At 68.1% G+C, this 26,094-nt stretch carries 25 protein-coding genes; 13 read left to right on the top strand and 12 right to left on the bottom strand.

Annotated features, from left to right (window positions below; all coding sequences use genetic code 11):
- Window positions 1-10: 10 nt before the first annotated feature.
- Complete coding sequence (gene acnA, locus PSV00_RS03365) at window positions 11-2,707, bottom strand: aconitate hydratase AcnA (RefSeq protein WP_300444875.1); 2,697 nt, start codon at window positions 2,705-2,707, stop codon at window positions 11-13.
- 221 nt (window positions 2,708-2,928) lie between these two features.
- Here acnA and ccmA point away from each other — a divergent pair, with 221 nt between their 5' ends.
- From ccmA to PSV00_RS03335, 6 genes are all read left to right on the top strand, one after another.
- The gene (gene ccmA, locus PSV00_RS03360; protein ID WP_300444873.1) at window positions 2,929-3,552 is read left to right on the top strand and encodes a heme ABC exporter ATP-binding protein CcmA; all 624 of its coding nucleotides are present in this window, start codon (window positions 2,929-2,931) and stop codon (window positions 3,550-3,552) included.
- Complete coding sequence (gene ccmB, locus PSV00_RS03355) at window positions 3,549-4,226, top strand: heme exporter protein CcmB (protein ID WP_300444871.1); 678 nt, start codon at window positions 3,549-3,551, stop codon at window positions 4,224-4,226. Before ccmA ends, ccmB begins: the two co-directional genes overlap by 4 nt.
- Window positions 4,227-4,303: 77 nt before the next feature.
- Window positions 4,304-5,026 carry a heme ABC transporter permease gene (locus tag PSV00_RS03350; RefSeq protein WP_300444869.1) on the top strand — a complete coding sequence of 241 codons (723 nt, stop codon included), beginning with the start codon at window positions 4,304-4,306 and terminating at the stop codon, window positions 5,024-5,026.
- Between the two features lies 1 nt (window position 5,027).
- Window positions 5,028-5,201, top strand: a complete 174-nt coding sequence (gene ccmD, locus PSV00_RS03345; protein WP_300444866.1) for a heme exporter protein CcmD — start codon at window positions 5,028-5,030, stop codon at window positions 5,199-5,201.
- Window positions 5,198-5,764 (top strand): DsbE family thiol:disulfide interchange protein, encoded by a 567-nt coding sequence (locus PSV00_RS03340; protein ID WP_300444864.1) that lies wholly within the window; start codon window positions 5,198-5,200, stop codon window positions 5,762-5,764. The genes ccmD and PSV00_RS03340 overlap by 4 nt, the downstream gene beginning before the upstream one ends.
- A gap of 59 nt (window positions 5,765-5,823) precedes the next feature.
- Window positions 5,824-6,072 carry a hypothetical protein gene (locus PSV00_RS03335; protein WP_300444861.1) on the top strand — a complete coding sequence of 83 codons (249 nt, stop codon included), beginning with the start codon at window positions 5,824-5,826 and terminating at the stop codon, window positions 6,070-6,072.
- A gap of 5 nt (window positions 6,073-6,077) precedes the next feature.
- On the opposite strand, the gene PSV00_RS03330 is transcribed toward PSV00_RS03335, so the two are convergent.
- The 4 genes from PSV00_RS03330 to PSV00_RS03315 all read right to left on the bottom strand — a co-directional run bounded on the left by PSV00_RS03330 (window position 6,078) and on the right by PSV00_RS03315 (window position 9,855).
- Window positions 6,078-6,695: a MarR family transcriptional regulator gene (locus PSV00_RS03330; protein WP_300444858.1), complete on the bottom strand. Its 618-nt coding sequence runs from the start codon at window positions 6,693-6,695 to the stop codon at window positions 6,078-6,080.
- Window positions 6,696-6,808: 113 nt separating this feature from the next.
- Window positions 6,809-7,432, bottom strand: a complete 624-nt coding sequence (locus PSV00_RS03325; RefSeq protein WP_300444855.1) for a septation protein IspZ — start codon at window positions 7,430-7,432, stop codon at window positions 6,809-6,811.
- A gap of 2 nt (window positions 7,433-7,434) precedes the next feature.
- On the bottom strand, window positions 7,435-8,370 hold the full coding sequence (gene ftsY / locus PSV00_RS03320) for a signal recognition particle-docking protein FtsY (RefSeq protein ID WP_300444852.1): 936 nt from the start codon (window positions 8,368-8,370) through the stop codon (window positions 7,435-7,437).
- 492 nt (window positions 8,371-8,862) lie between these two features.
- Window positions 8,863-9,855, bottom strand: a complete 993-nt coding sequence (locus PSV00_RS03315; protein WP_300444849.1) for a P63C domain-containing protein — start codon at window positions 9,853-9,855, stop codon at window positions 8,863-8,865.
- A gap of 328 nt (window positions 9,856-10,183) precedes the next feature.
- On the opposite strand from PSV00_RS03315, the gene PSV00_RS03310 reads away from it, so the two are divergent.
- Together PSV00_RS03310 and PSV00_RS03305 are read left to right on the top strand one after the other, a co-directional pair.
- Window positions 10,184-12,232, top strand: coding sequence for an NAD(+) synthase (locus PSV00_RS03310; protein ID WP_300444846.1), 2,049 nt, complete (start codon window positions 10,184-10,186; stop codon window positions 12,230-12,232).
- Window positions 12,233-12,299: 67 nt separating this feature from the next.
- On the top strand, window positions 12,300-12,524 hold the full coding sequence (locus PSV00_RS03305) for an alkylphosphonate utilization protein (protein ID WP_300444843.1): 225 nt from the start codon (window positions 12,300-12,302) through the stop codon (window positions 12,522-12,524).
- Window positions 12,525-12,539: 15 nt separating this feature from the next.
- Here PSV00_RS03305 and PSV00_RS03300 read toward each other — a convergent pair whose 3' ends face one another.
- Window positions 12,540-13,412, bottom strand: coding sequence for an alpha/beta hydrolase (locus PSV00_RS03300; protein WP_300444841.1), 873 nt, complete (start codon window positions 13,410-13,412; stop codon window positions 12,540-12,542).
- Window positions 13,413-13,467: 55 nt separating this feature from the next.
- A complete protein-coding gene (locus tag PSV00_RS03295; RefSeq protein ID WP_300444838.1) occupies window positions 13,468-14,016 on the bottom strand; it encodes an HAD family hydrolase in 549 nt (182 codons plus the stop codon).
- 186 nt (window positions 14,017-14,202) lie between these two features.
- Between PSV00_RS03295 and PSV00_RS03290 the strand changes: the two genes are divergently transcribed.
- From PSV00_RS03290 to PSV00_RS03280, 3 genes are all read left to right on the top strand, one after another.
- Complete coding sequence (locus PSV00_RS03290; protein ID WP_300444836.1) at window positions 14,203-15,363, top strand: DegT/DnrJ/EryC1/StrS aminotransferase family protein; 1,161 nt, start codon at window positions 14,203-14,205, stop codon at window positions 15,361-15,363.
- Between the two features lie 5 nt (window positions 15,364-15,368).
- On the top strand, window positions 15,369-16,304 hold the full coding sequence (locus tag PSV00_RS03285) for a Gfo/Idh/MocA family oxidoreductase (protein ID WP_300444833.1): 936 nt from the start codon (window positions 15,369-15,371) through the stop codon (window positions 16,302-16,304).
- Window positions 16,305-16,377: 73 nt separating this feature from the next.
- The gene (locus tag PSV00_RS03280; RefSeq protein ID WP_300444830.1) at window positions 16,378-17,157 is read left to right on the top strand and encodes a glucose 1-dehydrogenase; all 780 of its coding nucleotides are present in this window, start codon (window positions 16,378-16,380) and stop codon (window positions 17,155-17,157) included.
- Between the two features lie 4 nt (window positions 17,158-17,161).
- Here PSV00_RS03280 and PSV00_RS03275 read toward each other — a convergent pair whose 3' ends face one another.
- Genes PSV00_RS03275 through PSV00_RS03265 form a run of 3 tightly spaced genes read right to left on the bottom strand, consistent with a single transcriptional unit; the run spans window position 17,162 to window position 20,359 of the window.
- Complete coding sequence (locus tag PSV00_RS03275) at window positions 17,162-18,832, bottom strand: MFS transporter (protein ID WP_300444827.1); 1,671 nt, start codon at window positions 18,830-18,832, stop codon at window positions 17,162-17,164.
- Window positions 18,833-18,872: 40 nt separating this feature from the next.
- Window positions 18,873-19,352: a MaoC family dehydratase gene (locus PSV00_RS03270; protein WP_300444824.1), complete on the bottom strand. Its 480-nt coding sequence runs from the start codon at window positions 19,350-19,352 to the stop codon at window positions 18,873-18,875.
- On the bottom strand, window positions 19,349-20,359 hold the full coding sequence (locus PSV00_RS03265) for a threonine/serine dehydratase (RefSeq protein ID WP_300444823.1): 1,011 nt from the start codon (window positions 20,357-20,359) through the stop codon (window positions 19,349-19,351). Before PSV00_RS03265 ends, PSV00_RS03270 begins: the two co-directional genes overlap by 4 nt.
- Window positions 20,360-20,426: 67 nt before the next feature.
- Here PSV00_RS03265 and glpK point away from each other — a divergent pair, with 67 nt between their 5' ends.
- Complete coding sequence (gene glpK, locus PSV00_RS03260; RefSeq protein WP_300444820.1) at window positions 20,427-21,920, top strand: glycerol kinase GlpK; 1,494 nt, start codon at window positions 20,427-20,429, stop codon at window positions 21,918-21,920.
- Entirely contained in the window at window positions 21,917-22,996 is a 1,080-nt protein-coding gene (locus PSV00_RS03255; RefSeq protein ID WP_300444818.1) for a phosphotransferase, read from the top strand. Before glpK ends, PSV00_RS03255 begins: the two co-directional genes overlap by 4 nt.
- A gap of 7 nt (window positions 22,997-23,003) precedes the next feature.
- Here PSV00_RS03255 and PSV00_RS03250 read toward each other — a convergent pair whose 3' ends face one another.
- A complete protein-coding gene (locus tag PSV00_RS03250) occupies window positions 23,004-23,801 on the bottom strand; it encodes a DUF1223 domain-containing protein (RefSeq protein ID WP_300444815.1) in 798 nt (265 codons plus the stop codon).
- A gap of 29 nt (window positions 23,802-23,830) precedes the next feature.
- Window positions 23,831-26,092, bottom strand: a complete 2,262-nt coding sequence (locus PSV00_RS03245; RefSeq protein ID WP_300444812.1) for a prolyl oligopeptidase family serine peptidase — start codon at window positions 26,090-26,092, stop codon at window positions 23,831-23,833.
- Window positions 26,093-26,094 lie beyond the last annotated feature (2 nt).

The following is a 26,094-nucleotide window of genomic DNA, read 5'->3' as shown; positions in this document are numbered from 1 at the left end:
CCCGCACCGCCTAGTCGCGAGCGAGGTTCCGCAGCACATAGGGCATCACGCCGCCGGCCTTGTAGTAGTCGAGTTCGGTCGCGTTATCGATCCGGCAGCGGACCGGGAAGCGAGCCATCTTGCCGTCCGACGGACGGAACAGCTCGACCCACAGGTCCTGGCGCGGACGCAGCTTGCCGGTGTTGACGTCGGACAGGCCACGGATCGTGACGATCTCCTCGCCGGTCAGACCCAGTTTGGTCCAGCCGTCCTGTTTGAACTGCAGCGGCACCACGCCCATGCCGATCAGGTTCGAGCGGTGGATCCGCTCGTAGCTCTCGGCAATGACGGCGCGGACGCCCAGCAGACGGGTACCCTTGGCCGCCCAGTCGCGCGACGAGCCGGTGCCGTATTCCTTGCCGGCGAACACGACCAGCGGCCGGCCCTCGGCCTGGTAGCGCATGGCGGCATCGTAGATGGACATGGTGTCCTGCGACGGGAAATGCTTCGTCACACCGCCCTCGATCTCGGGCGTGATCTTGTTGCGGATGCGGATGTTGGCGAAGGTGCCGCGCATCATCACTTCATGGTTGCCGCGACGCGCGCCGTAGCTGTTGAAGTCGAGAGTTTCGACCCCATGATCGGTAAGATAGACCCCGGCGGGCGAGGTCTTCTTGATCGAACCTGCCGGACTGATGTGGTCGGTGGTGATCGAGTCGCCGAAGATACCCAGCACGCGGGCCTCGACGATGTCGGTGACCGGGGCCGGCTCCATCGTCATGCCCTCGAAATAGGGCGGGTTCTGCACATAGGTCGAGGCGTCGTCCCAAGCGTAGGTCTGGCCGCCCTCGATGGCGATGCCCTGCCAGTGTTTGTCGCCCTTGAAGACGTCGGCATAGCGTTTGGCGAACATGGCCGGGGTGACCGACTTCTTCTGGATGTCGGCGATCTCTTTCGAGGTCGGCCAGATGTCCTTCAGGAAGACGTCCTTGCCCTTCTTGTCCTGACCGATCGGATCCTTCGAAATGTCGATCCGCATCGAGCCGGCCAGGGCATAGGCCACGACCAGCGGCGGCGAGGCCAGGTAGTTGGCCTGGACGTCGGGGTTCACCCGGCCCTCGAAATTGCGGTTGCCCGACAGCACCGAGGTGGCGACGATCCCGTTGTCATTGATGGTCTGCGAGATGGCCGGGTCCAGCGGGCCCGAGTTGCCGATGCAGGTGGTGCAGCCGTAGCCGACCAGATCGAAGCCCATGGCGTCGAGGTCGGCTTGCAGGCCGGCGGCGGTCAGATAGTCGGTGACCACCTGCGAGCCGGGTGCCAGCGAGGTCTTGACCCACGGCTTGACCTTCAGGCCCAGCTTGTGGGCCTTGCGCGCCACCAGGCCGGCGGCGATCATCACCGACGGGTTGGAAGTGTTGGTGCAGCTGGTGATGGCGGCGATGACCACGTCCCCGTCACCGATGTCGAACTTGTGGCCCTTGACCGGGAAGCGGGCGGTCGCGTCCGGTCGCGAGAAGACCTCGGCCATGGCGGTTTCAAAGGCCGGGGCGGCCTCGGTCAGGGCGACCTTGTCCTGCGGGCGTTTCGGACCGGCCAGCGACGGCACGACCTCGGCCATGTCGAGCGACAGAATGTCGGTGAAGACCGGGTCTTCCGAATTCTCGTCGATCCACAGACCCTGGGCCTCGGCATAGGCCTTGACCAGGGCGACGCGGGCCTTGTCCCGGCCGGTGGCGGTCAGATAGTCGATGGTCGCCTGGGACACCGGGAAGAAGCCGCAGGTGGCGCCGTATTCCGGGGCCATGTTGGCGATGGTGGCCTGGTCCTCGATGGTCAGGGCGGTGACGCCCGGGCCGAAGAACTCCACAAACTTGCCGACGACGCCCTTCTTGCGCAGCATCTGGGTCACGGTCAGCACCAGGTCGGTGGCCGTGGCCCCCTCGGGCAGGCGACCGTCGAGGCGGAAGCCGATGACCTCGGGGATCAGCATCGGGATCGGCTGGCCCAGCATGGCCGCCTCGGCCTCAATGCCGCCGACGCCCCAGCCCAGAACGGCCAGACCGTTGATCATGGTGGTGTGGCTGTCGGTGCCGACCACGGTGTCGGGATAGGCGACGGTCGCCTTGCCCTCGGCCACGGTCCAGACGGTCTGGGCCAGATTCTCGAGGTTCACCTGGTGGCAGATGCCGGTGCCGGGGGGGACAACGCGGAAATTGTTGAAGGCCGACGAACCCCAGCGCAGGAATTTATAGCGCTCGATGTTGCGCTCGTATTCACGCTCGACGTTCTTGGTGAAGGCCCCCGGGGTGCCGAAATAGTCGACCATGACCGAGTGGTCGATGACGAGGTCGACGGGCGTCAACGGGTTGATCCGCGACGGGTCGGCGGCGAGGGCGGTCATGGCATCGCGCATCGCGGCCAGGTCGACCACGGCGGGAACGCCGGTGAAGTCCTGCATCAGCACGCGGGCCGGACGGAAGGCGATCTCGTGCTCGACCGAACCCTTGTTGTCGATCCAGGCGGCGACGGCCTTGAGGTCGGCCTCGGTGACGGAAACCCCGTCCTCGTTGCGCAGCAGGTTCTCCAGCAGCACCTTCATTGAGCGCGGCAGGCGGGAAATCCCGGCCAGGCCGGCTTCCTCGGCGGCCGGAAGGCTGTAATAGGCGTATTTCTTGCGTCCGACGGTCATGTCCCGGCGGGTGGTAAGGCTGTCAACTGACGGCATGGAGAGCTTCCTCTGGTCAAAGCCGCCCGGACATCCGGTTGCGCGGTCGCGCGACAGACGGCGGGGCACACAGGTCCCCGCCGCGCGCGGCGACAGCCTGCTGCGGCAAGCGCGTACATAATGCGTGACGACGCGTCAGTCCATGTATCCACGATGCCGTCATGGATATTGAGAACGGGTCTCAACTTGGCCCCCCGGCCCCTCTGTGCGGATATGCGGCCATGATCACCGCCCTGTCCGTCACCGACCTCACGCTCGTCCGCGGCGAACGTGTGCTGTTCCGGAATCTGGACCTGACGCTGGCCGCCGGCGAGGCCGTGGCCCTGACCGGGGCCAATGGCGCGGGCAAGACCAGCCTGTTGCGCGCCGTCGCCGGTTTCATCCGGCCCGAAGCCGGCACCGTCGCCTTCCGCGACGCCGACGACGACCCGATCGACCCCCCGGAGGCCCGGGCCCACGGCCTGCATTTGCTGGGTCATCTCGACGGCCTCAAGACCGCCCGCACCGCCCGCGATGAGCTGATGTTCCAGTCGCAATGGCTGGGTCACAGCCACAAGGGCATCGAGGAGGCCATCGCGGTTCTCGGCCTCACCCCCCTGCTCGATCTCGAGGTTCGCAAACTTTCCGCCGGCCAGCGCCGTCGCCTGGCCCTGGCCCGTCTGATCGGCTCGCCCCGGGCCCTGTGGCTGCTCGACGAGCCGCTCAGCCCGCTGGATGCCCGCTGGCGGACCGTGGTCGGCGAGATGATGGCCCGGCACCTGCACGGGGGCGGTCTGATCCTGGCTGCCGTCCACGACCCCCTGCCCATCCCGACCCGGGCCCTCGATCTGGGGGCCGGACGATGAGCCCGGCCCGCATCGCCCTGGCCGTCCTGTTCCGGCGCGAACTGTCCCTGGCCTGGGGTGGCGGCGGCGGGCCGTTGCTGGCCTGTGGCTTCTTTGCCTGTCTGACCGTGCTGGTGCCGCTGGCCGCCGGAGGCGATCCGGTCGGGCTGAAGCCGATCGCCTCGGCCATCGCCTGGCTGGCCCTGGCCCTGGCCTCAATGCTGTCACTGGAGCGGCTGTTCGAGCGCGACCTCGAGGACGGGGCGCTGGACCTGCTGGCCACCGGCCCCCTGCCACTGGAAGCGGTGTTCGCGGTCAAGGCCGTCAGCCAGTGGCTGGCCACCGGCCTGCCCCTGGCCCTGACCGCCCCGGTCGCCGCCCTGACCCTGGGCCTGGCCCCCGACCTGCTGCCCCTGACGGCCCTGGCGGCGGCGATCGGCGGCCTCGGCTTTGCCTTCACCGGGGCCCTCGGCGCGGCCCTGGCCCTGGGCACGCGGCGCGGCGGCCTGCTGATCGCCATCGTCGTCCTGCCGCTGTTTATTCCGCCGGTGGTGTTCGGGGCCGGGGCGCTGGAGCGGGCCGCCAACAGTATGGACCCGGCTCCGGCCCTGGCCCTGCTGGCTGCCTATGCCCTGTTCGCCATGAGTCTGGGCCCCTTCGCCGGGGCCGCCGCGATCCGCAACGCCCAGGGCTGAGGGTCCGACCCACCCCGGCGCGATCGGTCGCGTCCGGCCATGTGGCGCGATGCGCGTTTGGTCGCTAAGGAGGCCTCATGTTCGGTCTCGCCAATCCCGAGCGCTTCATGCGCTTCACCCGCCCCGTGACACCGGGCCTGTGGGCGCTGGCCGCCGTGCTGCTGGCCGTGGGCACCTGGCTGTCGTTCACCGCCCCCGAGGACTATCAGCAGGGCGATACGGTGCGGATCATGTTCGTCCATGTCCCGGCCGCCACCCTGGGCCTGATGGCCTATGCGGCACTGGGCATTTCCAGCTTCTTCGCCCTGGTGTTCCGCCATCCGCTGGCTGATGCCGCCGCCCGCGCCGCTGCCGTGCCCGGGGCCGCCTTCACCGCCCTGGCCCTGGTCACCGGCAGCCTGTGGGGCAAGCCGATGTGGGGGGCCTGGTGGGCCTGGGGCGACGCCCGGCTGATGTCAGTCCTGATCCTGTTCCTGTTCTACCTCGGCTATATCGCCCTCAGGGCCTCGATCGATGACGAGGTCCGGGCCGGACGCGCCGCCGCCGTCCTGGGTCTGGTCGGGTTGATCAACCTGCCGATCGTCAAATTCTCGGTCGACTGGTGGAACACCCTGCACCAGCCCGCCTCGCTGCTGCGCATGGGCGGGCCGTCGCTGAGCGAGGCCTTTCTCGTGCCGCTGCTGACCATGATGGCCGCCTATGCCGCCCTGTTCGGGGCCCTGTGGCTGACCGCCATCCGCACCGAAATCACCCGCCGCCGGGTCCTGACCCTGCGCGCCCGCGCCGCCCTGGAGGCCTGAGATGCCCGACCTCGACATGGGGACCTATGCCGCCTTTGTCTGGCCCGCCTGGGGACTGAGCGCCCTGGTGCTGGGCGGTCTGGTCGTGCGGGCGAGCCGCGCCGCACGGCATTGGTCACGTGATCTGGCGGCGCTGGAAGCGGCCGCCGTCGACCCGACCGGGCCCGCCGCATGAACCGCTGGCTGTCCCTGATCCCCCTGGCCGTGGTCGTGGCCCTGGCCGCCCTGTTCATCGGCTGGTCGCTGAAGCGCGACCCGGCCTTCAAGCCCGACGCCCTCGTCGGCCAGCCGATCCCCGAGACCGTCCTGCCGATGCTGACCGGCGACACGGCCGGACCCGGCTTCCTGGACCTCAAGACCGCCGGGGTCGGGCGACCGATGATCGTCAATGTCTTCGCCTCCTGGTGCGCCCCCTGCCAGGTCGAGAACCCGACCCTGCTGGCCCTGAAGGCCCGGGGCGTGGCCGTGGTCGGCGTCGCCTACAAGGACGATCCGGCCGACACGCGGAAATTCCTCGATGATTTCGGCGACCCCTTCGCCAAGGTGCTGGTCGATCGCGAGGGCCGGGCCGGGCTCGACCTCGGCGTTTCGGGTGTGCCCGAGACCTTTGCCGTCAACGCCCTGGGCAAGGTGGTGGCCAAACATTCCGGGCCGTTGATCGACCAGGCCGACGTCGATCGTCTGGTCGACGCCATCCAGGCCCCGCCGCGGCCCCTGCCCACAGCCACCCGCCGCTGATTGGTCGAGCCGCCGGGCGCGTTAACCCTTTTTCGACAGGAATGGTTAACCGTCTCCGGATGAGCGCGATTCGACCCGACATGCCCGCCGCCCTGCCCGGTACAGGCCTGACCCGCCCGGCAGCCGCCGCGACCGATGCGGCCCGCGCCGCCTTCTTCCGCGCCGCCCTGGGTCAGGTGCAGGCAACCCCGGCACCGGCGCTGACCGAGGCCCCGGCCGACCGGGCCGCCCCGGCCGGATCCGCCCGGGTCGAGCCGTCGCCGGACCGGCCCGGCCGGCCGGGCGCATTGCTGGATATTCGCGTCTAGACCGGTCAGGCCGCGGCCGGTGCCTTCTTGCCCTTGGCCGGTTTGTCAGGCCTGGCCGCCTTTTCCGGCTTGACCGGCTTGTCCGTCTTTTTCGCGGCCCGTTCGGCCTTGCGGGCCTCCTTCAGCGCCTTCTTGGCGTCCCGCGCCTCGGCCTGGGCCTTGTCCGGAGCCTCGTCCGCCGCCGAGGCCAGGCCCGCCAGCAGGGCCAGAAAACCCTCGCGCTTGCCCTTGGGCAGCAGGGCCATGATGCGTTTGTCGGCCGCCTCGACCCGGGGCCGCGCCGCCTCCAGTGCCACCGCACCGGCCTCCGACAGCCGCACGGCCATGGCCCGGGCATCGATCGTCGAGCGCTCGCGGTCCAGCAGCCCCCTGGTCGTCATCCGGGCCACCAGATCGGCCAGGGTCGAGCGGTCGATCCCGGTCGCCCGGACCAGATCGGTCTGGGTCAGGCCCGACTTCTGCGACACCGCCTCCAGCACGGCGAACTGACGCTGGGTCAGGCCGTCCGGGCCGGTCTCCGTCGCATAGATGTCGAGCGCCAGCTGCAGCGCGCGGTGCATCAGATGGCTTGGCGATCCGGACAGCTGTCCGTTCCGTCGCGCCTGTTTTCCGGACTTGACCATCAACCGTATCCCCTCGGCATGTCCCGTAGCGCTAGCAGGCGCGCTTTACGGTTTGACGACGGATCACCTGTCGGTTTGAAGACAATTGGTGCGCCCACCGCATTCCGGACCCGTCAGATGCCCGGATCGGGCGTGATCGGTCCGGGCTCTCCGGCCGTGGGCAGCAGGTTCTTCATGATGAAGGGGATCTGCAGCAGGCCGAACACGATCGCCAGGATGAACAGGCCGACCCGGAACTGGACCCAGGTGCCGTCCGACTGGGTGCGCCAGACCAGCTCATTGGCCACCGCGATGGTCGCGAAATACAGGCCGTAGCGCAGGGTCAGTACCCGCCAGGCCTGGTCGGTCACGCGGATGGCGTCCCCGAGCAGATATTTGAACGGCGACTTGTTCAGGGGCAGGGAGCCCAGCAGAACCACCGCCAGCAGGGCGTTCTGCACGGTCAGCTTGATCTTGATCAGGCTCTCATCCTGAAAGACGATCGTCATGGTGCCGAACACCAGGGCGAACAGGCCGGTGATCAGCGGCAGGGGGGCGAAGCGCTTCTCGACCAGAAAGCCGACGGCCAGGGCCAGGGCCGAGGCGATGACCAGGACCCAGGTGGCCTTGATCATGTCACGGGTGATGAAATAGGCGGCGGCGAAGGCCAGCAGGGCCCCGAAGTCGACGGCCTGCCGGATCCACTGGCCGGATTTGGGCGCGGGCGCGCCGTTCGGGGTCGTTGTCTCGTCAGTCATTGTCAGTCCTCAAGCCCGACCAGCGAGCGGGAAAAGGCGCGGGCGTCGAACGGTTGCAGGTCCTCGATCCCCTCGCCGACCCCGATCAGCTTGATCGGGGCGTCCGAGGCCTGGGCCACCGGCACCAGCACCCCGCCGCGGGCGGTGCCGTCCAGCTTGGTCATCACCAGACCCGACACATAGGCGGTCCGGCCGAAGATCTGTTCCTGGGCCAGGGCGTTGCGGCCGACAGTGGCGTCCAGCACCAGCAGGGTCTCGTGCGGGGCGTCGGGATCGATCTTTTTCAGCACCCGCACGATCTTCAGCAGTTCGTCCATCAGGGCCGACTTGTTCTGCAGCCGGCCGGCGGTGTCGATCAGGACCACGTCATAGCCCTCGGCCTTCGCCTTCGTATAGGCGTCGAAGGCCAGGCCGGCGGGGTCGGCCCCGTCGCGGCGGCTCTCGAAATCGGCCCCGGCGCGGTCGGCCCAGACCTTGAGCTGTTCGCGGGCGGCGGCGCGGAAGGTGTCGCAGGCGACGATCATCACCTTCGCCCCCTGACCGGTCAGGTCGGCGGCGATCTTGCCCAGGGTGGTGGTCTTGCCCGAGCCGTTGACCCCGACGAACAGGGTGACGAAGGGTTTGGGTCCGTTCAGCGGCGCATAGGCGGCCTGACGCGGCAGCAGTTCGGCGGCGACCGCCTCGGCCAGGGCCTCCTTGACCTCGCGCTCGTCGGCACCCTTGCCGAAGCGAAGGTCGCGAAAGCGCTCGACGATGCGTGCCGAGGCCGCCGGGCCCAGATCGCTCTCGATCAGATGCTCTTCCAGCTGCTCCAGCGCCGCCTCGCTGAGCGGCTCGCGGATGAAGGTGGCGACGACCTGTTCGGTCATCTGTTTCGAGGATCGGCCCAGACCCTCGCTCAGCCGCGAGAGCCAGCCCTTTTTCGGCGTGTCGTTCATTCTGTCCGCTTAGCCGACAGCGGGGGCCGCGTCACGCGAACCCCGACAATTGAGGGGGGCCGGGTCGGCGGGACCGGCCGGGTCGGGAAAAAACACAGTCCACTGAGTCCACTGAGTCCACATCGACCGGGGGCTGTCCCGGGGTGCCGGACCCCGGTTTGGAGATCCGGGGGCATTATACGGGTCGCGGGACGGAGGCTGGTCGATTGGCCGGGCTTTTTTGTAGCGGCCGGTTTTCGTTGGATGTTTTTTCGCGGATTGCGAACATCAGCGCGAGGTTCTGTGGTTCCCGAGTGCCCGAGCGCGCTGCACTTGCCCGGGTTGCCCCTGACGCGGGCCGCCATAACGCCCTGAAACATCTCTCCGTGGATCTCAGCGCGGACGTTTCCGCCGTCCAAAGCGCCTTGGCCTGTGTTCAGGATTTACGCGTGCTTGGACGAGGGCAGGTTTTTCTGATCGGTATCTGAACGTCATGTTTAGCGTCAAACAGGCTCAGAGCGGGTCGACGTCCATTTCAATCTGCGTTCCCGGCTTGGGAAAGGCATTATCAAGGTGACGTTTGAACATTTCCCACGACTTGGAAATCTTCATCAAGGGAAGAATCTGAAGGATGTGGTCGCGCAGGTCGGGCTGCCCCACGTTCTCGGACAGGAACTGATGGTGCTTGAACTTTCGTCGCTTTGAGTCTTGGTCGGTGGGGTTGAGTTCCTGCAGTTTTGGCAGAACGCCCTCGGGCAAGCGATCATAGACGATGTCGTTTGTTATGTGTCCCAGGTACGGCGTCTTCGCTCTGCCGACCGGCCACTTCCACCCCTTCAGGCGGTAAATCTGGCGATAGAACTCATCAGGAAACCGCTTCGCCCATGCCAGCCGCTCTTCGGAAAGATAGACAGACAAGAGCTTGTGCAGCTCGTCCCGATCTCGTTCGTTTTGAAATCCTGTCGCTTCGTCGACCAATGCGACGATGCCGACCTTGGCGAGCGAGCGAACCAGCATCTCACTTTGCAACGCCAATGGCTGCTGCTGCGCGGTCAGTAGGCCGCCAGCGCGCGCCTCTAGAAAGAGGTCGCACACCTTCGGAAGTAGCTCCGCTCGGTATCCAAGGGCCTTGCCTCCGGTCGGCGTGATGAAGACAACCGGAACCGTTGTCGCTAAAATTTCGTCAGTAATCAGCGGCTTAAGGCTTCTTGTGGCCAAGAACGGGGGCAAACCGTCGGTCGGCTGCTGGGAGCGTCCTTTCGGCTTGCTTGATCGTCCGAGGGCCTGAAGGAACCCGGCCTGCGTCAGAAGCCGAGTTCCGTCGGACAAAACCGCGCACGGGATTTCTGCTTCGCCGATCTTGAGCGTCCCGGTGTGGGTTGCCTTCGGAAGGTTCGAAGCCTCTGTCCAGCGGGCACGGGCAGCTGCGCTCGCAATTTCGTGACGTTGTTCGGGGGTGAGTTTTTCGGCTCGGGCCCTGCCGCCCTTGCTTTGATGCGTGGTCACTCGACGCTCCATGCTTGCTGCACTCTCACATATATGCTTGCTCTAAAAATAAAGCAAGCATTATGTTTGTTTGTCGCCCTTATGCTTGCTTCAGCGCTTTGCCGCCGCCTTCGCAATCTCTGCCCAACGTTTGGGCGACAGGCTGGCGGCCCTCGCGGTTCCGCCCTTAAGCCCCATCGCTTGAGCGGCCCTATCCTTTGCGTCGTCTCGCGCGCCGCCGGGTCCCGGATCGCGCTGCGCCTGTCCGGGATGACGAAAGCGGCGGGAGCTTTTGCGATCGTTAGCTTCCGGCTGATACAAGGGGGCTGACCTGTCGGCGGAACCCTCGATGCCTGAAGCCCACCCCTTCCACTGCGCCGCCACCCACGGCTTCGTCCGGGTCGCCGCCGCGACGCCGGTGGTGCATATCGCCGATCCGGTCGCCAATGCCGCCGAACACGCCGCCCTGATCCGTCAGGCGGGGGACCAAGGCGTCGACCTGCTGGTGTTTCCGGAGTTGTCGCTGAGCGGTTATGCGATCGACGACCTGCTGATGCAGGACGCCCTGCTGGCCGAGGTCGAGCGCCAGATCGCCGGCCTGGCCGGGGTGGCCGGTGAGGCCGGGGTGGTGGTCGTCGTGGGGGCCCCGCTGCGCAATGGTGACGCCCTGTTCAACTGCGCCGTGGTGCTGGCCAATGGTCAGGTGCTGGGCGTGGTGCCCAAATCCTACCTGCCGAATTATCGCGAATATTATGAGAAGCGCTGGTTCTCGCCGGCCGCCGGACGGGCCGAGGACGTGCTGGTCCTGAACGGCGAGAGCGTCGATTTCGCGCCGGGGCTGATCTTCGAGGCCGATGACCGGCCGGGCTTCGTGTTCGCCGTCGAGATCTGCGAGGATTTCTGGGCCCCGCTGCCGCCGTCGACGCGGGCGGCGCTGGCCGGGGCGCGGATCCTCTGCAACCTGTCGGCCTCCAACATCGTCATCGGCAAGGCCGACGAGCGGGCCGTTCTGTGCGCCAGCCAGTCGGTGCGGACCCAGTCCGCCTATGTCTTCGCCGCCTCGGGCTGGGGCGAGAGCACCACCGACCTGGCCTGGGACGGACAGGCGACGATCCATGAACTGGGCGCGAAACTGGCCGAGGGCCCGCGCTTTTCGCTGGAATCCCACCTGACCGTGGCCGATGTCGACGTCGCCCGCATCGGCCTGGACCGGCTGCGCAACGGGACGTTCGCCGACTGCGCCCGGCTGGAGGGCGAGGCCGCCACCGTGGTGCCGTTCAGCGCCCCCGGCCGCGACGACACCGACACCCTGTTGCGGCCGCTGGACCGCTTCCCCTTCGTGCCCGACGACCCGGCCCGGCTGGATCGCGACTGCTATGAGGCCTTCAACATCCAGGTCCAGGGCCTGATGCGGCGGATGACGGCCACCGGGGCCGAACGGCTGGTGATCGGGGTCTCGGGCGGGCTGGATTCGACCCAGGCCCTGCTGGTCGCCTGCCGCGCCTTCGACCGGCTGGACCTGCCGCGCACCGGCATCCTGGCCTATACATTGCCCGGCTTCGCCACCTCGGAGACGACCAAGGCCAGTGCCTGGGCCCTGATGCGGGCGCTGGAGGTGACCGGGGCGGAGATCGACATCCGTCCGGCGGCCGAGCGGATGCTGGCCGACATCGGTCATCCGTATGCGGACGGTCAGCCTGTGCACGACATCACCTTCGAGAATGTGCAGGCCGGATTGCGCACCGACTATCTGTTCCGGCTGGCCAACCAGAACCGGGCCTTTGTGCTGGGCACCGGCGACCTGTCGGAACTGGCCCTGGGCTGGTGCACCTATGGCGTCGGCGACCATATGAGCCACTACAACGTCAACGGCGGGGTGGCGAAGACCCTGATCCGCCACCTGATCCGCTGGGTCGCCGACGGCGATCTGGTCGGGGCGGCGGCGACCCCGGCCCTGAAGGCGGTGCTGGCCACGGAGATCTCGCCGGAACTGGTCCCGGCCGGGGCCGACGGCCGGATCCAGTCGACCGAGGCGACGGTGGGGCCCTATCCGTTGAACGACTTCTTCCTGTTCCATGTGACCCGGTTCGGCTTTTGCCCGTCCAAGGTCGCCTGGCTGGCCCATCAGGCCTGGAAGGACGCGGCCACCGGCCACTGGCCCGCCCACACGCCCGAGGCCGAGCGCGTCGCCTATGACCTGCCGGTGATCAAGGCCTGGCTGCGCCAATTCCTGGTCCGCTTCTTCCAGACCAGCCAGTTCAAACGCTCGGCCCTGCCCAACGGGCCCAAGGTGGTGACCGGCGGCTCCCTGTCGCCGCGCGGCGACTGGCGGGCCCCGTCCGACGGCAATGCCCGGGTCTGGCTGGACGAGCTGGATGCCAATATTCCGGGGGACTGAGGCGACGGCCCTCTGGCCAGACCGACCCCGCGTCCCCTATTGCAGCGCTTTGCGCAAAGGCCCCGCCATGACCGATACCCCCACCAAGGACTCCAACGGCAACATCCTCGCCGACGGTGACAGCGTCACCCTGATCAAGGATCTGAAGGTCAAGGGCTCGGGCGGGGTCACGCTGAAGCGCGGCACCCTGGTCAAGAACATCCGCCTGACCGGCGACGAGGACGAGATCGAGGCCAATGTCGACAAGGTGCGCGGCCTGGTCCTGCGCACCGAGTTCGTCAAGAAGGTCTGATCGCCCTGTCCGGCGCTATTTGACGCCGGCGAGGAATTCGAAGATCGCCGCCCGGGCTTCCGCCTCGTCCAGCATCGGGGCGTGGCCGATGCCAGGCACCCGGACATAGGCCATCTTGCGCGCGGCCTTGCGCATCTTGTCGACGATCTCGGGGCTGAGCAGGTCCGAGGTCTCGCCGTGCACCAGCAGCACCGGCCGGCCCCGGGTCAGGCGACGGAAGAAGGGCCACAGATTCGGGACAAGGGCCTTGCCCCCGGCGGCCCGGATCGGCACGGCGATGTCGGGATCATAGTCCGGTACCGGTGCCCCCTCGGTGCCGTCCCGGAAGGTGCGGCGGGCGAAGGCGGCCCAGTCGGCGTCCGTATAGTGGGGCAGGGCCGCGGCGTTCAGCCCCTTCACATAGTCGGTCGCGTCGTCCCAGGTGGCGATCTCGACCGCCTGGCCCGTAAAGGCGGCGATCCGGGCCAGGCCGACCGGCGAGACCTCGGGGCCGATGTCATTGAGGATGGCCGCCGCGATCACCCGCGAACGGATCGCCGCGATGGCCATGGTGATCAGTCCACCCATCGAGGTGCCGAGGAAGACGGCCTTGTCGATTCCGGCCTGGTCCATCAGGGCCAGGATGTCGCGCGCATAGACCTCGGGCGAATAGGTCATCGGGTCGGGGGCCCGGTCCGAGCGGCCACGGCCGCGCACGTCGACGGCCAGCACGCGGCGGCCGCTCTGGGCAATCAGCGGGGCGATGGTGTCGAAATCGGCGCTGTTGCGCGTCAGGCCGTGGATGGCGATGACGGGCAGACGCGCCGTACCGTCGGCACCGCCGTAGTCGCGGGCGAACAGGCTCAGTCCATCCGCCGAGGTCCAGCGACGTTCAGCGTATTCCGCCATGACAAATTCTCCGGATCGGGCGGTCCAGCCTATTTCATCGTCGCGGGAATTGCGATCAGCCGCCCAGCAAATCGCGAACGAATTCGTCCAGATCGCCGCCCTCGAACAGGAAGCCGGGCAGGCCGGCACGCTTCGCCGCCTCCAGATCGGTCGGCCGGTCACCGATCATGAACGAGCGGGCCGGGTCGATGCCGTGGTCGGTGATGGCCCGGGTGATCATGCCGGGGTTCGGTTTGCGATCGGGATGGTCGGCATGGAAATAGCGTTCGTCGCGCGCCTCGCTGTGAAAGGGGCAGGCATAGACGGCCCCGATCCGGGCCCCCCTGGCCGCCAGCCGCCGGACGATCAGATCGTTGAAGGCGTGCATCTGTGTTTCGGTGAACAGGCCGCGCGCCACGCCCGACTGATTGGTCACGATCACCACAAGGTAACCCAGCGCATTCAGGCGTCGCACCGCTCCGTCCGCCCCGGGGATCAGGGTCAGGTGCGATTCGAGGTGCGGATAGCCGGTGTCCTCGATCAACACGCCGTCACGATCGAGAAACACGGCAGGCACGCTCCCGCCCGTCGTCTGGCCGGTTGCGCTGGTCGTTCTGGTCGTCACTAATGCACTCCACCCTGCCCCGGTCGCTTAAGGCGCCCCGCGGTCGCGTTGCAACCCGCAACGTGAAGTGACCCTGTAGCGTTTGTCCCGGGTGGGGACGGTTTGGTAGGAGGCGCCCAGCCCTGGGCCCCGATCCGCGCCGCTGCGAGCCGGAACACGCCGACGCCTGATGAGAGAAACCCCGTCATGACCATCGCCTTCATCGACCTTCAGGCCCAGCGCCTTCGTCTCGACGGCCGCATCGAGGCCGCCGTCCAGGCCGCCGTCGTCGGCGGGGCCTGGGTCATGGGCCCGCAGGTGCGCCAGTTCGAATCCGACCTCGCCGCCTTCGGGGGGGCCAAACATGCCCTGGGCTGCGCCAACGGCACCGATGCCCTGGCCCTGCCGCTGATGGCCTGGGGCGTGGGCCGCGGCGACGCGGTGTTCGTGCCCAGCTTCACCTTCGCCGCCACCGCCGAGGTCGTGCCCTGGTTCGATGCCGAGCCGGTCTTCGTCGACGTCGATGCGACGACCTACAATATGGACCCCGGCCACCTCGAGGCCGCCATCGAGGCCACGATCAGGGAAGGCCGGCTGACCCCGAAGGTGGTCATCGCCGTCGACCTGTTCGGCCAGCCCGCCGACTATCCGGCCATCAAGGCGATCTGCGACAGATACGGGCTGAAGCTGATCGCCGATTCGGCCCAGGGTTTCGGCTGCACCATCAACGGCGACCACCCGCTGAAATGGGCCGACATCACCACCACCAGCTTCTTCCCGGCCAAGCCGCTGGGCTGCTACGGCGACGGCGGGGCGGTGCTGACCAATGACGATGACCTGGCCCAGATGATCGATTCCCTGCGCGTGCACGGCAAGGCGGTGGCCCGCGATCTGGTCGGCCGCACCTTCGAGCACGACACCAAATATCTGAACATGCGCATCGGGCTGAACTCGCGCCTCGACACCATCCAGGCCGCGGTCCTGATCGAGAAGCTCAAGGTGTTCGGCGAGGAGATCGGCATGCGCAACCGCGTCGCCGCCCGTTACAATGACCTGCTGCGTCCCCATGTGGCGGCGGTGCCCGACGTGCCGGCCGGCAATGTCTCCAACTGGGCCCAGTATACGATCGAGCATGCGGACCGCGACGGCCTCGCCGCCCATCTGAAGGATCAGGGCGTGCCGACGGCCGTCTATTATCCGATCCCGCTGCACCTGCAGCCGGCCTATGAGATGTATCCGCGCGGACCCCAGGGTCTGCCGGTCACCGAACGGCTGATGGAGCGGGTCATCAGCCTGCCGATGCACGCCGATCTGGACGCGGCGACCCAGGACCGGATCGTCGCCGCCGTCGCCAGCTACAAGGGCTGAACCGCATGACCAACTCCCTCCCCCCGCTCAAGGTCGGTGTCGCCGGTGCCGGCGTCATGGGCCGCAACCACGCCCGGGTGCTGTCCGACATCCGTGACTTCGACCTGACCGCCGTGTTCGATCCGGACGCGGCCACGGCCGAAGGCGTCGCCAGACTGTACGAGGCGCGGGCCTTCACCACCGCCGCCGAATTCGTCGCCGCCGGGCTGGACGCCGCCGTGGTGGCCACCCCGAACCGGCACCACGCCGACCTGGGCGTGGCCCTGCTGGAAGCCGGGGTCCATGTGCTGGTCGAAAAGCCGATCGCCGCCACCGTGGCCGATGCCCAGCGGATGATCGATGCGGCGAAGGCCAATGACCGGGTCCTGATGGTCGGCCAGGTCGAACGGTTCAACCCGGCGGTGCAGGCGGTCAAACGCGCCATCGACGGCGACGACATCATCTCGATCCAGATCACCCGCGTCGGCCCCTTCCCGCCGCGCATGGGCGAGGTCGGGGTGGTCATCGACCTGGCGGTGCACGACATCGACATCATCCGCCACCTGACGGATTCCGAGATCACCGAGGTCCAGCCGCAGCTGGCCCGCACCCGCGCCGAGCGCGAGGACACCGCCCTGCTGCAGTTCCGGCTGGAGAACGGGACGATCGCCCACATCACCACCAACTGGGTCACCCCCTACAAGGTCCGCACCCTGCAGGTCGCCACGGCCAACAAATTCGTGGTCGCCGACCTGATCACCCGTCAGGTCACGGAATATTTCGGCCAGCAGGCCGACGGCTCCTACCAGACCCGCGCCGTCAACAGCTGGCCGGCCGAGCCGCTGAAGAAGGAGCTGGAAGCCTTCGCCCACGCCATCCGCACCGGCGAGACCCCGGCCGTGACCGGCGAGGACGGCCTGCGCAATCTGGAAGTGGCGCTGCGCTGCCTCGGCGAGGGCTGACCCCCGTTCGAAATCGCTTGGCTTGCCCGACGTCAGCCCTCTAGCGAAAGGGCGTAACCGTCTGGAGGGCGACATGACCGGCACGAGCAGTTTCCAGGACCGTATCGTCCTGATCACCGGGGCCGGTGGCGGCATCGGCCGCGAGGCCGCCCTGCAATTCGCCCGCGCCGGGGCCAGCCTGGCCCTGTCGGACCGCGACCCCGGCCTGCTGGAAGAGACCCGGCGACAGGTGGCCGGGCTCGGCGGCCGGGTCAGCGCCCGACTCGTCGACGTCACCGACGGCGAGGCCGTCCGCGAGCTGGTGGCGGCCACGGTCGCCGAGTTCGGCCGTCTCGACGTGGCCTTCAACAATGCCGGGATCGAGGAGGAGGACACCCCGCTGGCCAGTGGCGACGAGGCCCTGTTCGACCGGATCATGGCCGTCAACGTCAAGGGCGTCTGGCTGTGCCTGAAACACCAGCTGGCGGTGATGACCGCCCAGGGTCACGGGTCGATCGTCAACACCGCCTCGGTCGCCGGCCTGGTCGGGGCCCCGCGCCGCGCCGCCTATGCCGCCAGCAAACACGCCGTCGTCGGCCTGACCAGATCCGCCGCCGCCGAGACCGGCCGCAAGGGGGTGAGGGTCAATGCCGTCTGCCCCGGACCGATCCGCACCGCCATGCTGGAACGGGCCATGGAGCGGATGTCGGAACGGGCCGGCAAGCCGGCGATGGACCCGGGCGTCTTCGCCCCGATGGGCCGGGTCGGCGAGGCCGCCGAGGTCGCGGCCGCCGTGCTGTGGCTGGCCTCGGACGCCGCCGCCTATGTGACCGGCCATGCCCTGACCGTCGACGGCGGCCTGACCGTCATCTGACCCGTCAGGCGTGGATGTCGACGTCCTTGCCCTCCTTCAGCAGCAGGAAGCCGACCACCGCCGTCACCAGGGCGACCACCACCGGATACCACAGGCCGTAGTAGATATTGCCGGTGGCCGCGACCATGGCGAAGGCCGTGGTCGGCAGGAAGCCGCCGAACCAGCCATTGCCGATATGGTAGGGCAGGGACATCGACGTATAGCGGATATTGGTCGGGAACATCTCGACCAGGGCCGCGGCGATCGGGCCGTAGACCATGGTCACATAGAAGACGAGCAGGAACAGGATGCCCACCACCACGGGCTTGTTGACCCGGGCACTGTCGGCTTTTGCCGGATAGCCGGCCGTGGCCAGCGCCGCGCCGAGGGACGCGTTCCAGGCCGTCTGCCGGGCCCTGAACTCGACGGTCGGCAGGGTCTCGCCGCGGAAGCTCGGCACCACCACATCGCCGATCCGGACCTCGGCCACAGCCCCCGCCGGGGCCGCCACATTGACATAGATGACCCCTGCCTTCGCCAGGTAGGATTTGGCCAGGTCACAGGACTGGTTGAACACCGTCTTGCCGATCGGGTCGAACTGCAGATTGCAGTCGGCGGGATCGGCATGGACCGTGACCGGCGACGCCGCCGTCGCCGCCGCCAGTTGCGGATTGGCGGCGTCGGTCAGGGCGTGGAACAGCGGGAAATAGGTCAGGGCCGCGACCAGACAGCCGGTCAGGATGATCGGCTTGCGGCCGACCCTGTCCGACAGCCAGCCCCAGAAGACGAAGAAGGGCGTGGCCAGCAGCAGGGCGATGGCCACCATCATATTGGTCAGGCCGGCATCGACCTTCAGCGTCTTCTCGAGGAAGAACAGGGCGTAGAACTGGCCGGTGTACCAGACCACGGCCTGACCGGCGGTCAGGCCCACCAGGGCGATCAGCACCAGTTTCAGATTGGGCCAGCGGGCGAAACTGTCCTTCAGCGGCGAGGTCGAGCCGCGACCCTCGGCCTTCATCCGGGCGAAGGCCGGGCTCTCGGCCAGTTTCAGCCGGATCCACAGCGAAACCCCCAGCAGCAGGATCGAGACGAGGAAGGGGACGCGCCAGCCCCAGTCGAGGAAGGCCGCCTCACCGACCGCGAACCGCACCCCCATGATGACGACCAGACTCAGCAGCAGGCCCGCCGTGGCCGTGATCTGGATGAAGCTGGTGTAGAGGCCGCGTTTGCCGTGCGGCGCATGCTCGGCCACATAGGTGGCGGCCCCGCCGTATTCCCCGCCCAGCGCCAGGCCCTGGATCAGCCGCATCGCCACCAGGATCATCGGGGCCGCCAGGCCGATCGCCGCATAGGAGGGCAGCAGGCCGACGACGAAGGTCGACAGTCCCATCAGCAGCATGGTGACGAGGAAGGTGTTCTTGCGCCCCCACAGGTCACCCAGCCGCCCGAACAGCAGGGCCCCGAACGGCCGCACCGCGAACCCGGCGGCAAAGGCCATCAGGGCGAAGATATAGCCGGTCGTCTCGTTCACGCCCGAGAAGAACTGGCTGCTGATGATCACGGCCAGAGCGCCGTACAGATAGAAGTCGTACCATTCGATCACCGTCCCGACCGACGAGGCCAGGATGACCAGCCGGTCGCTGCGGTCGACCTCATGGTCGGCCGACTGTGCGTCGGCAGATCCCTGATCCGTCATTGTCCCGGCCCTCCCAGACCCCGTCCCCGGTCGCGGCGGTTCAGCCGACCACCTGCATCCCCAGCCATTCCGCCACCAGGGCCGGCTTGTCGCCGCCCTCGATCTCGACCGTGACCTCGTGTTTCAGCAGCCAGCGGCCACCCCCCTTGTCCTCGGCCGAGGCCAGTCTGAACCGGCCGCGCACCTTCGAGCCCGCCGAAACCGGGGCGAGGAAGCGAACCTTGTCGAAGCCGTAGTTGACCCCCATCACCACGCCTTCCAGCGGGGGCACGGCATCGTAGGTCATGGCCGACAGCAGACTCAGGGTCAGGAAGCCGTGGGCGATGGTGCCGCCGAACGGGGTCTTGGCCGCCGCCACCGGGTCGATATGGATGAATTGCCGGTCCTCGGTGATCTCGGCGAAGGCGTCGATCCGGGCCTGGTCGACCAGGATCCAGCGGCTGACCCCGACCTCGGTCCCGACCAGTCCGGCGAGGGCGGCGGGCGGCGTCGGCGCGCCCGTGTGTTCGGCTTGGCTCATGGTGTGGTTCCCCAGGTTTCCGGTGTGTAGCGATCTTCGATGATGGCGCTGAACAGGGCCGGGTCGACATTGCCGCCCGACAGGATGATGGCCGTGACCCGGTCCTTGACCGGCAGTTTCCCGGCCAGCAGCGCCGCCAGCGATACGGCCCCGCCCGGCTCGACCACCAGTTTCAGCCCCTTGAAGGCAAAGGCCACCGCCGCCGCCACCTCGGCGTCGCTGACCGTCAGCACATCCGTCATCCGGCGGTTGATCGGAAAGGTCAGCTCACCCGGCTGCGGCGACATCAGCGAATCGCAGATCGACGGCCGCGTCACCGGCCCGTGGCCGCGCCGTTCGCCCGCAAGCAGCGACCGCCGGGTATCGTCATAGGCCAGCGGCTCGACGCCGAAGACCTGGGTGTGGGACGCGGTCGCCGCCAGGGTCAGGTTGATCCCGGCCATCAGGCCGCCGCCGGACAGGCCGCACAACAGCTGATCGATCGGCACAGCCCCGACGGCCTTGGCCTGGTCCAGCAGTTCCAGCGCCACCGTGCCCTGGCCCTCGATGATCAGCGGATCGTCGAACGGGGGCACCAGCACGCAGCCGTGCTCGGCGGCGATGGCCTCGGCGATCGCCTCGCGGCTTTCGCTGTAGCGGTCGTAGGTGCGCACCTCGCCGCCATAGGCCTTCACGCCCTCCATCTTCACCGCCGGGCTGTCGGCCGGCATGACGATGATGGCGCGGGTGCCCATCATCCGCGCCGCCGCGGCCACGGCCTGGGCATGGTTGCCGGACGAAAAGGCGACGACGCCGTGATGACGCTCCTCGTCGGTCAGCCGGCTGATGCGATTATAGGCCCCGCGGAATTTGAAGGCCCCGGTCTTCTGCAGGGTTTCGGCCTTGATCAGCACCCGACCGCCCACCCGCGCGTTCAGCGCCGGGCTCTCGATCAGCGGCGTGCGCACCGCGACGCGGGCGATCTGGCGGGCGGCGTCCTGAACGCCGGCATAGGAGGCGATACGCATCCGGCCACTTAACCCCAGACGCCGGCTCTGCGTAAGATGGAATGCTGAACCACCGCGAAGGGAATTCATGGACCGGCTGATCCTCGCCATCGACCAGGGCACCACCTCGACCCGCGCCATCGCCTTCGCCGTGTCGCCGCAGGGCGATTTCAGCGCCGTGGCGGTCAGCCAGGTCGAACTGGCCCAGCATTTCCCGCAGTCCGGCTGGGTCGAGCATGACGCGGCCGAGATCTGGCACGCCACCCTGCGCACCTGCCGGGCCGTGATCGCCGAGGCCGGGGGCATCGACGGTTTCGCCGCCATCGGCATCACCAACCAGCGCGAGACCTCGGTCCTGTGGGACACCGCCACCGGCGAGCCCCTGCACCGGGCCATCGTCTGGCAGGACCGCCGCACCGCCGACGTCACCGCCCGGCTGACCGCCGAGGGTCACGAGCCGATGGTCCAGGCGGCGACCGGCCTGATCCTCGACCCCTATTTCTCGGCCACCAAATTCGCCTGGCTGCTGGACGCCGTGCCCGGGGCGCGCGACCGGGCGCTGCGCGGCGAGGTCAAGCTGGGCACGATCGAGAGCTGGCTGATCTGGAAGCTGACCGGCGGGGCCCGCCACGTGACCGACGCCACCAATGCCAGCCGCACCAGTCTGATGGATCTGGAGACCCGGGTCTGGCGCGACGACCTGTGCACCCTGTTCCGGGTGCCGCGCGAGGCCCTGCCGGATATCCACGGCTGCAGCGACCATCTGGGCGACTGCGAGGCCAGTCTGTTTGGCGGGTCCCTGCCGATCCACGGCGCGGCCGGGGACCAGCAGGCGGCCCTGGTGGGGCACGGGGCGATGCATCCGGGCGACGCCAAGATCACCTATGGCACCGGGGCCTTCCTCGTCGCCAATGTCGGCCGGTCGCCGGTGATCTCGACCCGACGGCTGCTGGGAACCCTCGCCTATCAGCTGGGGGACAATGTCGCCTGGGCCCTGGAGGGGTCGATCTTCTCGGCCGGATCGGCGATCCAGTGGCTGCGCGACGGCGTCGGACTGATCGACGACCCGGCCCGGTCCGAGGCCATGGCCCGGTCGCTGGATGACAATGGTGGCGTCTATCTGGTGCCGGGCTTCACCGGCCTGGGCGCGCCCTGGTGGCAGCCCGACGCCCGCGGCACGATCACCGGCCTGACCCGGGATTCCGGCCCGGCCCATTTCGTCCGCGCCGCGCTGGAGGCCCTGGCCTACCAGACCCGCGACCTGCTGGACGCCCTCGTCGCCGACGGGGCCCCGCGGCTGGCGGTATTGCGGGTGGATGGCGGGGTCACGGCCAACGGCTTCGCCATGCAGTTCGTCGCCGACATCTGCGACGTCACCGTCGAACGCCCGCCCTTCCAGGAGATGACGGCCCTGGGCGCGGCCCGGCTGGCGGCCCTGGGCATCGGCCTGATCGACCACCTTGGGGACGCGGCGGGTGCCGCCCCGACCGTCTGGACCCCGCGCATGGCCCCGGATGAGCGGGCGCGATTGATCAAGGGCTGGCAAAGCGCGGTCCGGGCCGCCATCATCGCCGCACAATGACCGACACTGACCTGAACGACGCCCAGACCGCCTTTTCGGGCACCCGCGCGGTGGATCCGCGCCACGCGCTGGACGAGGCCGCCCTCGGGGCCTGGCTGAGCCAGCATATCGACGGCTATGCCGGCCCCCTGACCATCCGCCAGTTCAAGGGCGGCCAGTCGAATCCGACCTATGAGCTGGCCACCCCCTCGGCCACCTATGTGCTGCGGCGCAAGCCGCCCGGCGTGCTGCTGCAGTCGGCCCATGCGGTCGATCGCGAGTTCACCGTCATCTCGGCCCTGCACAAACACGGCTATCCGGTGGCCCGGCCCCATGCCCTGTGTACCGACGACGCCGTGATCGGCTCGATGTTCTATGTGATGGACAAGGTCGAGGGCCGGGTGTTCTGGGACCTGAAACTGCCGGGCCTGCAGCCGGCCGAGCGCCGCGCCATCTACGAGGCCCAGACCGACACCCTGGCCGCCCTGCACCGGTTCGACCCGACCGCCATCGGCCTGGGCAACTACGGCAGGCCGGGCAACTATTTCATGCGCCAGGTCGGGCGCTGGACCAAACAGTACCGGGCCTCCGAGACCGAGCCCGTCGCGGCCATGGACCGGCTGATCGCCTTCCTGCCCGAGAGCCTGCCGGCTGACGGCCCGACCCGGATCGTCCACGGCGATTTCCGCCTCGACAACCTGATCCTCGACCCGAAGAAATCCGAGGTCCGGGCCGTGCTGGACTGGGAGCTGTCGACCCTGGGCGATCCGATGGCCGACTTCTCCTATCTGCTGATCGGCTGGGTCATTCCCGCCACCCTGCGCAACGGCCTGGGCGGGGCCGATCTGGAGGCCCTGGGCATCCCCTCGATCGCCGAGACGGTCGACCGCTATGCGGCCGCCGCCGGGGTTCCGGGGCCGCAGAACCTGGACTGGCTGTTCGCCTATAATCTGTTCCGGCTGGCGGCCATCTGCCAGGGCATTGCCGGACGGGTCCGTGACGGCACCGCCGCCAGCAGCCATGCCCGCACCATGGCGGCCCAGGTCCAGCCGCTGGCCGACGCCGCCTGGGGTTTCGCGAAGAAGGCCGGGGCCTGATTCCGGGTTAGCGCCGGGCGGCGGTCAGGATGCGATGGTCGGCGCGCGCCTGCAGCAGGATCACCACCGCATCGCCGTCGTCTGATTCCGGTGGCAGGTCGAACAGGGCCGACCGCCCCGTCCAGCTGCCCAGACGGGTCACGTCGCGCACGACATTGAGCTGGCGCACGGTCTGGCCGCGGTTGTCGCCGCGGTCGATCTGGACGCTCTGCAGGCCGGGCGTATAGGTGACGGCCACGACCTCGGCCCCGCCCTCGGGCGGACGGCCCGAGCCGATCCCGACCCGGTCGCCGGCGGCGCGGAATTCGATCTCGGGCGGGAAGTCCCGGCGGTCCGATTCCTCATCGATGGCGGTCTGCAGTTCGGGCGACCGGGCCCCCGACACCTGACGATGGCCGTCGATCACCACCTGGGGCGTCGACACCGAGCGCAGGCGCAGGGCCTGGCGATAGGCATGCTGACGCGCGGCGAACTCCGGCCGGGCGAAGGTGTCGGCCCAGCCCAGATAGTCCCAGTAGTCGACGCCATAGGTCAGGACGATGACCCCGGGGGCGTCGGCCACCTCCTCGACCATCCGGTCGGCCTCGGCACAGCCGGCGCAGCCCTGGGCGGTGAACAGCTCCAGCACCACCGGCGTGGTGCGGACCAGACGGGCGACCGGCTGGACAGCGGCCGAGCGCGGCTCGGGCGGCAGGGTCGCCCCCGCCGCCATCAGCCCCACGGCCACCGCCGCCGCCCCCAATATCCAGCCCCTCTGGTTCATGGCCGACAGCTTAACCACCGACAGCAGGGTCCCGCCGCTCATTTTCGCGTGAGGGGCGTCCGGATTTCGCTCTAGTCCATCAACTGCTGGGCCAGATAGACATAGTGGCGGGCCCAGCGGCGGGCATTGGCGACCGGGTCGGCGTCATTGGAGTGGCCGCCCGAGGTTTCCTCATAATAGAGGTGATCGTGGCCCTGATCGCCCAGACGGGCCGCGAATTTGCGCGCGTGGCCCGGATGGACCCGGTCATCGCGGGTATTGGTGGTGATGTAGACGCGGGGATAGTCCGCATCCGGACGAAGTTGCTGATAGGCCGAATAGCCGGCGATCCAGGCCGCCTCTTCCGGAATGCGCGGATCGCCGTATTCGCCGATCCACGAGGCCCCGGCCGGCAGTTCGTGATAGCGCAGCATGTCGATCAGCGGGCTCTCGATCACCGCCGCATGGATCAGCTCCGGATGCTGGGTGACCATGACCGAGGTCAGGACCCCGCCGTTCGAGCGGCCATAGATGCCCAGACGGCGCGGCGAGGTGATGCCGCGCGCCTCCAGATCACGGGCCACGGCGGCGAAGTCGTCAAAGGCCAGCTGGCGGTTCTCGTTCAGGACCGACTGGTGCCAGTCCGGCCCGAACTCGCCGCCGCCGCGGATGTTGGCATTGACATAGACCCCGCCCTTCTCGAGCCACAGCTTGCCCATTTCCGGGATATAGGCCGGCGGCTTGGACACCTGGAAACCGCCGTAGCCGTACATGATCGTCGGGGCGTGACCGTCCATGACCAGATCGCGCGGGCGGGTGACGAAATAGGGGATCTTCGTGCCGTCGGACGAGGTAGCCTCGAACTGTTCGACCACGTGGGTCGAGGCGTCGAAGCGGGCGGGGCTGGATTTCAGCACCTGCGTCGATCCGTCGTCCACATCGCCGAGGCTCAGCGTAGGCGGCGTCAGGAAGCCCTCGACGGAATAGAAGAAGCGCCCGGTCGCCTTAGAAGAGTCGCCCAGGTTGACCGTGATGTTTTCAGGGGTGGCGATGTCGCGGCGATCCCAACCCCATTCTCCCCGATTCTCAAAAGTGACGAGGCGACCAGAAACATTGTCCGACACGGCCGCCACGACGTAGCCGTCCATAACGCGGACACTTTGAACCGACTGCCGCTCGGTCGGTTGGAAGATGTCGACCCGGGAGATAGTCACTTCTTCAGCAGCTTCTCCGGAAGAATCTGACTCCAGAGGCTCCAGGGCGAAGAGCGCGACGCCCAGCAGCGAGCCGGGCTTGAATTCCTGGCCCTCGATGTTCCGGACCGTGGAGCGAGCCATGTGATAGGTCCAAGGCTCATCGGGGGAGAATACGATCGTGGGCCACTCTTCGTCGCCCATGATTCCGTAGATGGAAAGCCGCTCCGGCAGGTCCAGCTTCCCCGGCCGCCCATCGACAATTCGCCAGGTTTCCTGCCTGAAGGTGTCCAGCGGTCGTGACACGATGACGGCCAGCACCTTTCCATCCTTGTCGCGATACACTGACGGACTAACCCCGTACCCCCCGTCCGAGATATCGCCGCGATAGACCTCCGTCGCCTGTTCGAGTGTCTGGCCGCGCTTCAGCGATTTGACGATGAAGGGATAGCCGCTCTCGGTCAGGGTGCCGGGCCCAAAGTCCGTGGCCACCAGCAGGGTGTCGCGGTCCAGCCATTCGATCCGGTGTTTGCCTTCCGGCAGGGTGAAGCCGTCAGCGACGAAGGTTCTGGTCCTGGTGTCGAACTCGCGCACCACCACGGCGTCCTTGCCGCCGTCGGACAGATTGACCAGGCAACGGGTTTCGTCGGGCGCGAGACAGTTGGCCCCCTTGAACACCCAGTCCTTGCCCTCGGCCGCCGACAGGGCCCCGATGTCGAGCAGGGTCTCCCACTGCGGATCGGCCGAGCGGTAGGAGTCCAGCGTCGTGCGCCGCCACACCCCCTTGGGATTGGCCGCGTCCTGCCAGAAGTTTCCGATGCCGTCGCCGAGGAAGGCCGGGCCCGGAATCCGGTCGGTGGCCGACAGGATGGCAAAGGCCTCGGACCGGTAGGTCTCATAGCGCCGGTCGCCGGTCAGGGCCGCCAGCGAGGCCGCGTTCTCGCGCGCGACAAAGGCCATGGCCGCCTCGCCATGCACCTGTTCCAGATCCAGATGATCGTCGGCGGCGGCCACCCCGGCCGGGGTCAGGTCGGCGGGGAAATGCGGCGGGGCCGCACGTTCGGCAACGGCCACGGGCGGGGCGACTGTATCGCCCGGCATCGTGGCGCAGGCCCCCAGCAGCAGGGCCGGGATGGCGGCGGACAGGATCAGTCGGTTCATCG

The sequence above is a fragment of the Brevundimonas sp. genome, assembly GCF_029945885.1.
Taxonomy (GTDB): domain Bacteria; phylum Pseudomonadota; class Alphaproteobacteria; order Caulobacterales; family Caulobacteraceae; genus Brevundimonas.
This window is presented reverse-complemented; position numbering and strand designations above follow the sequence as displayed.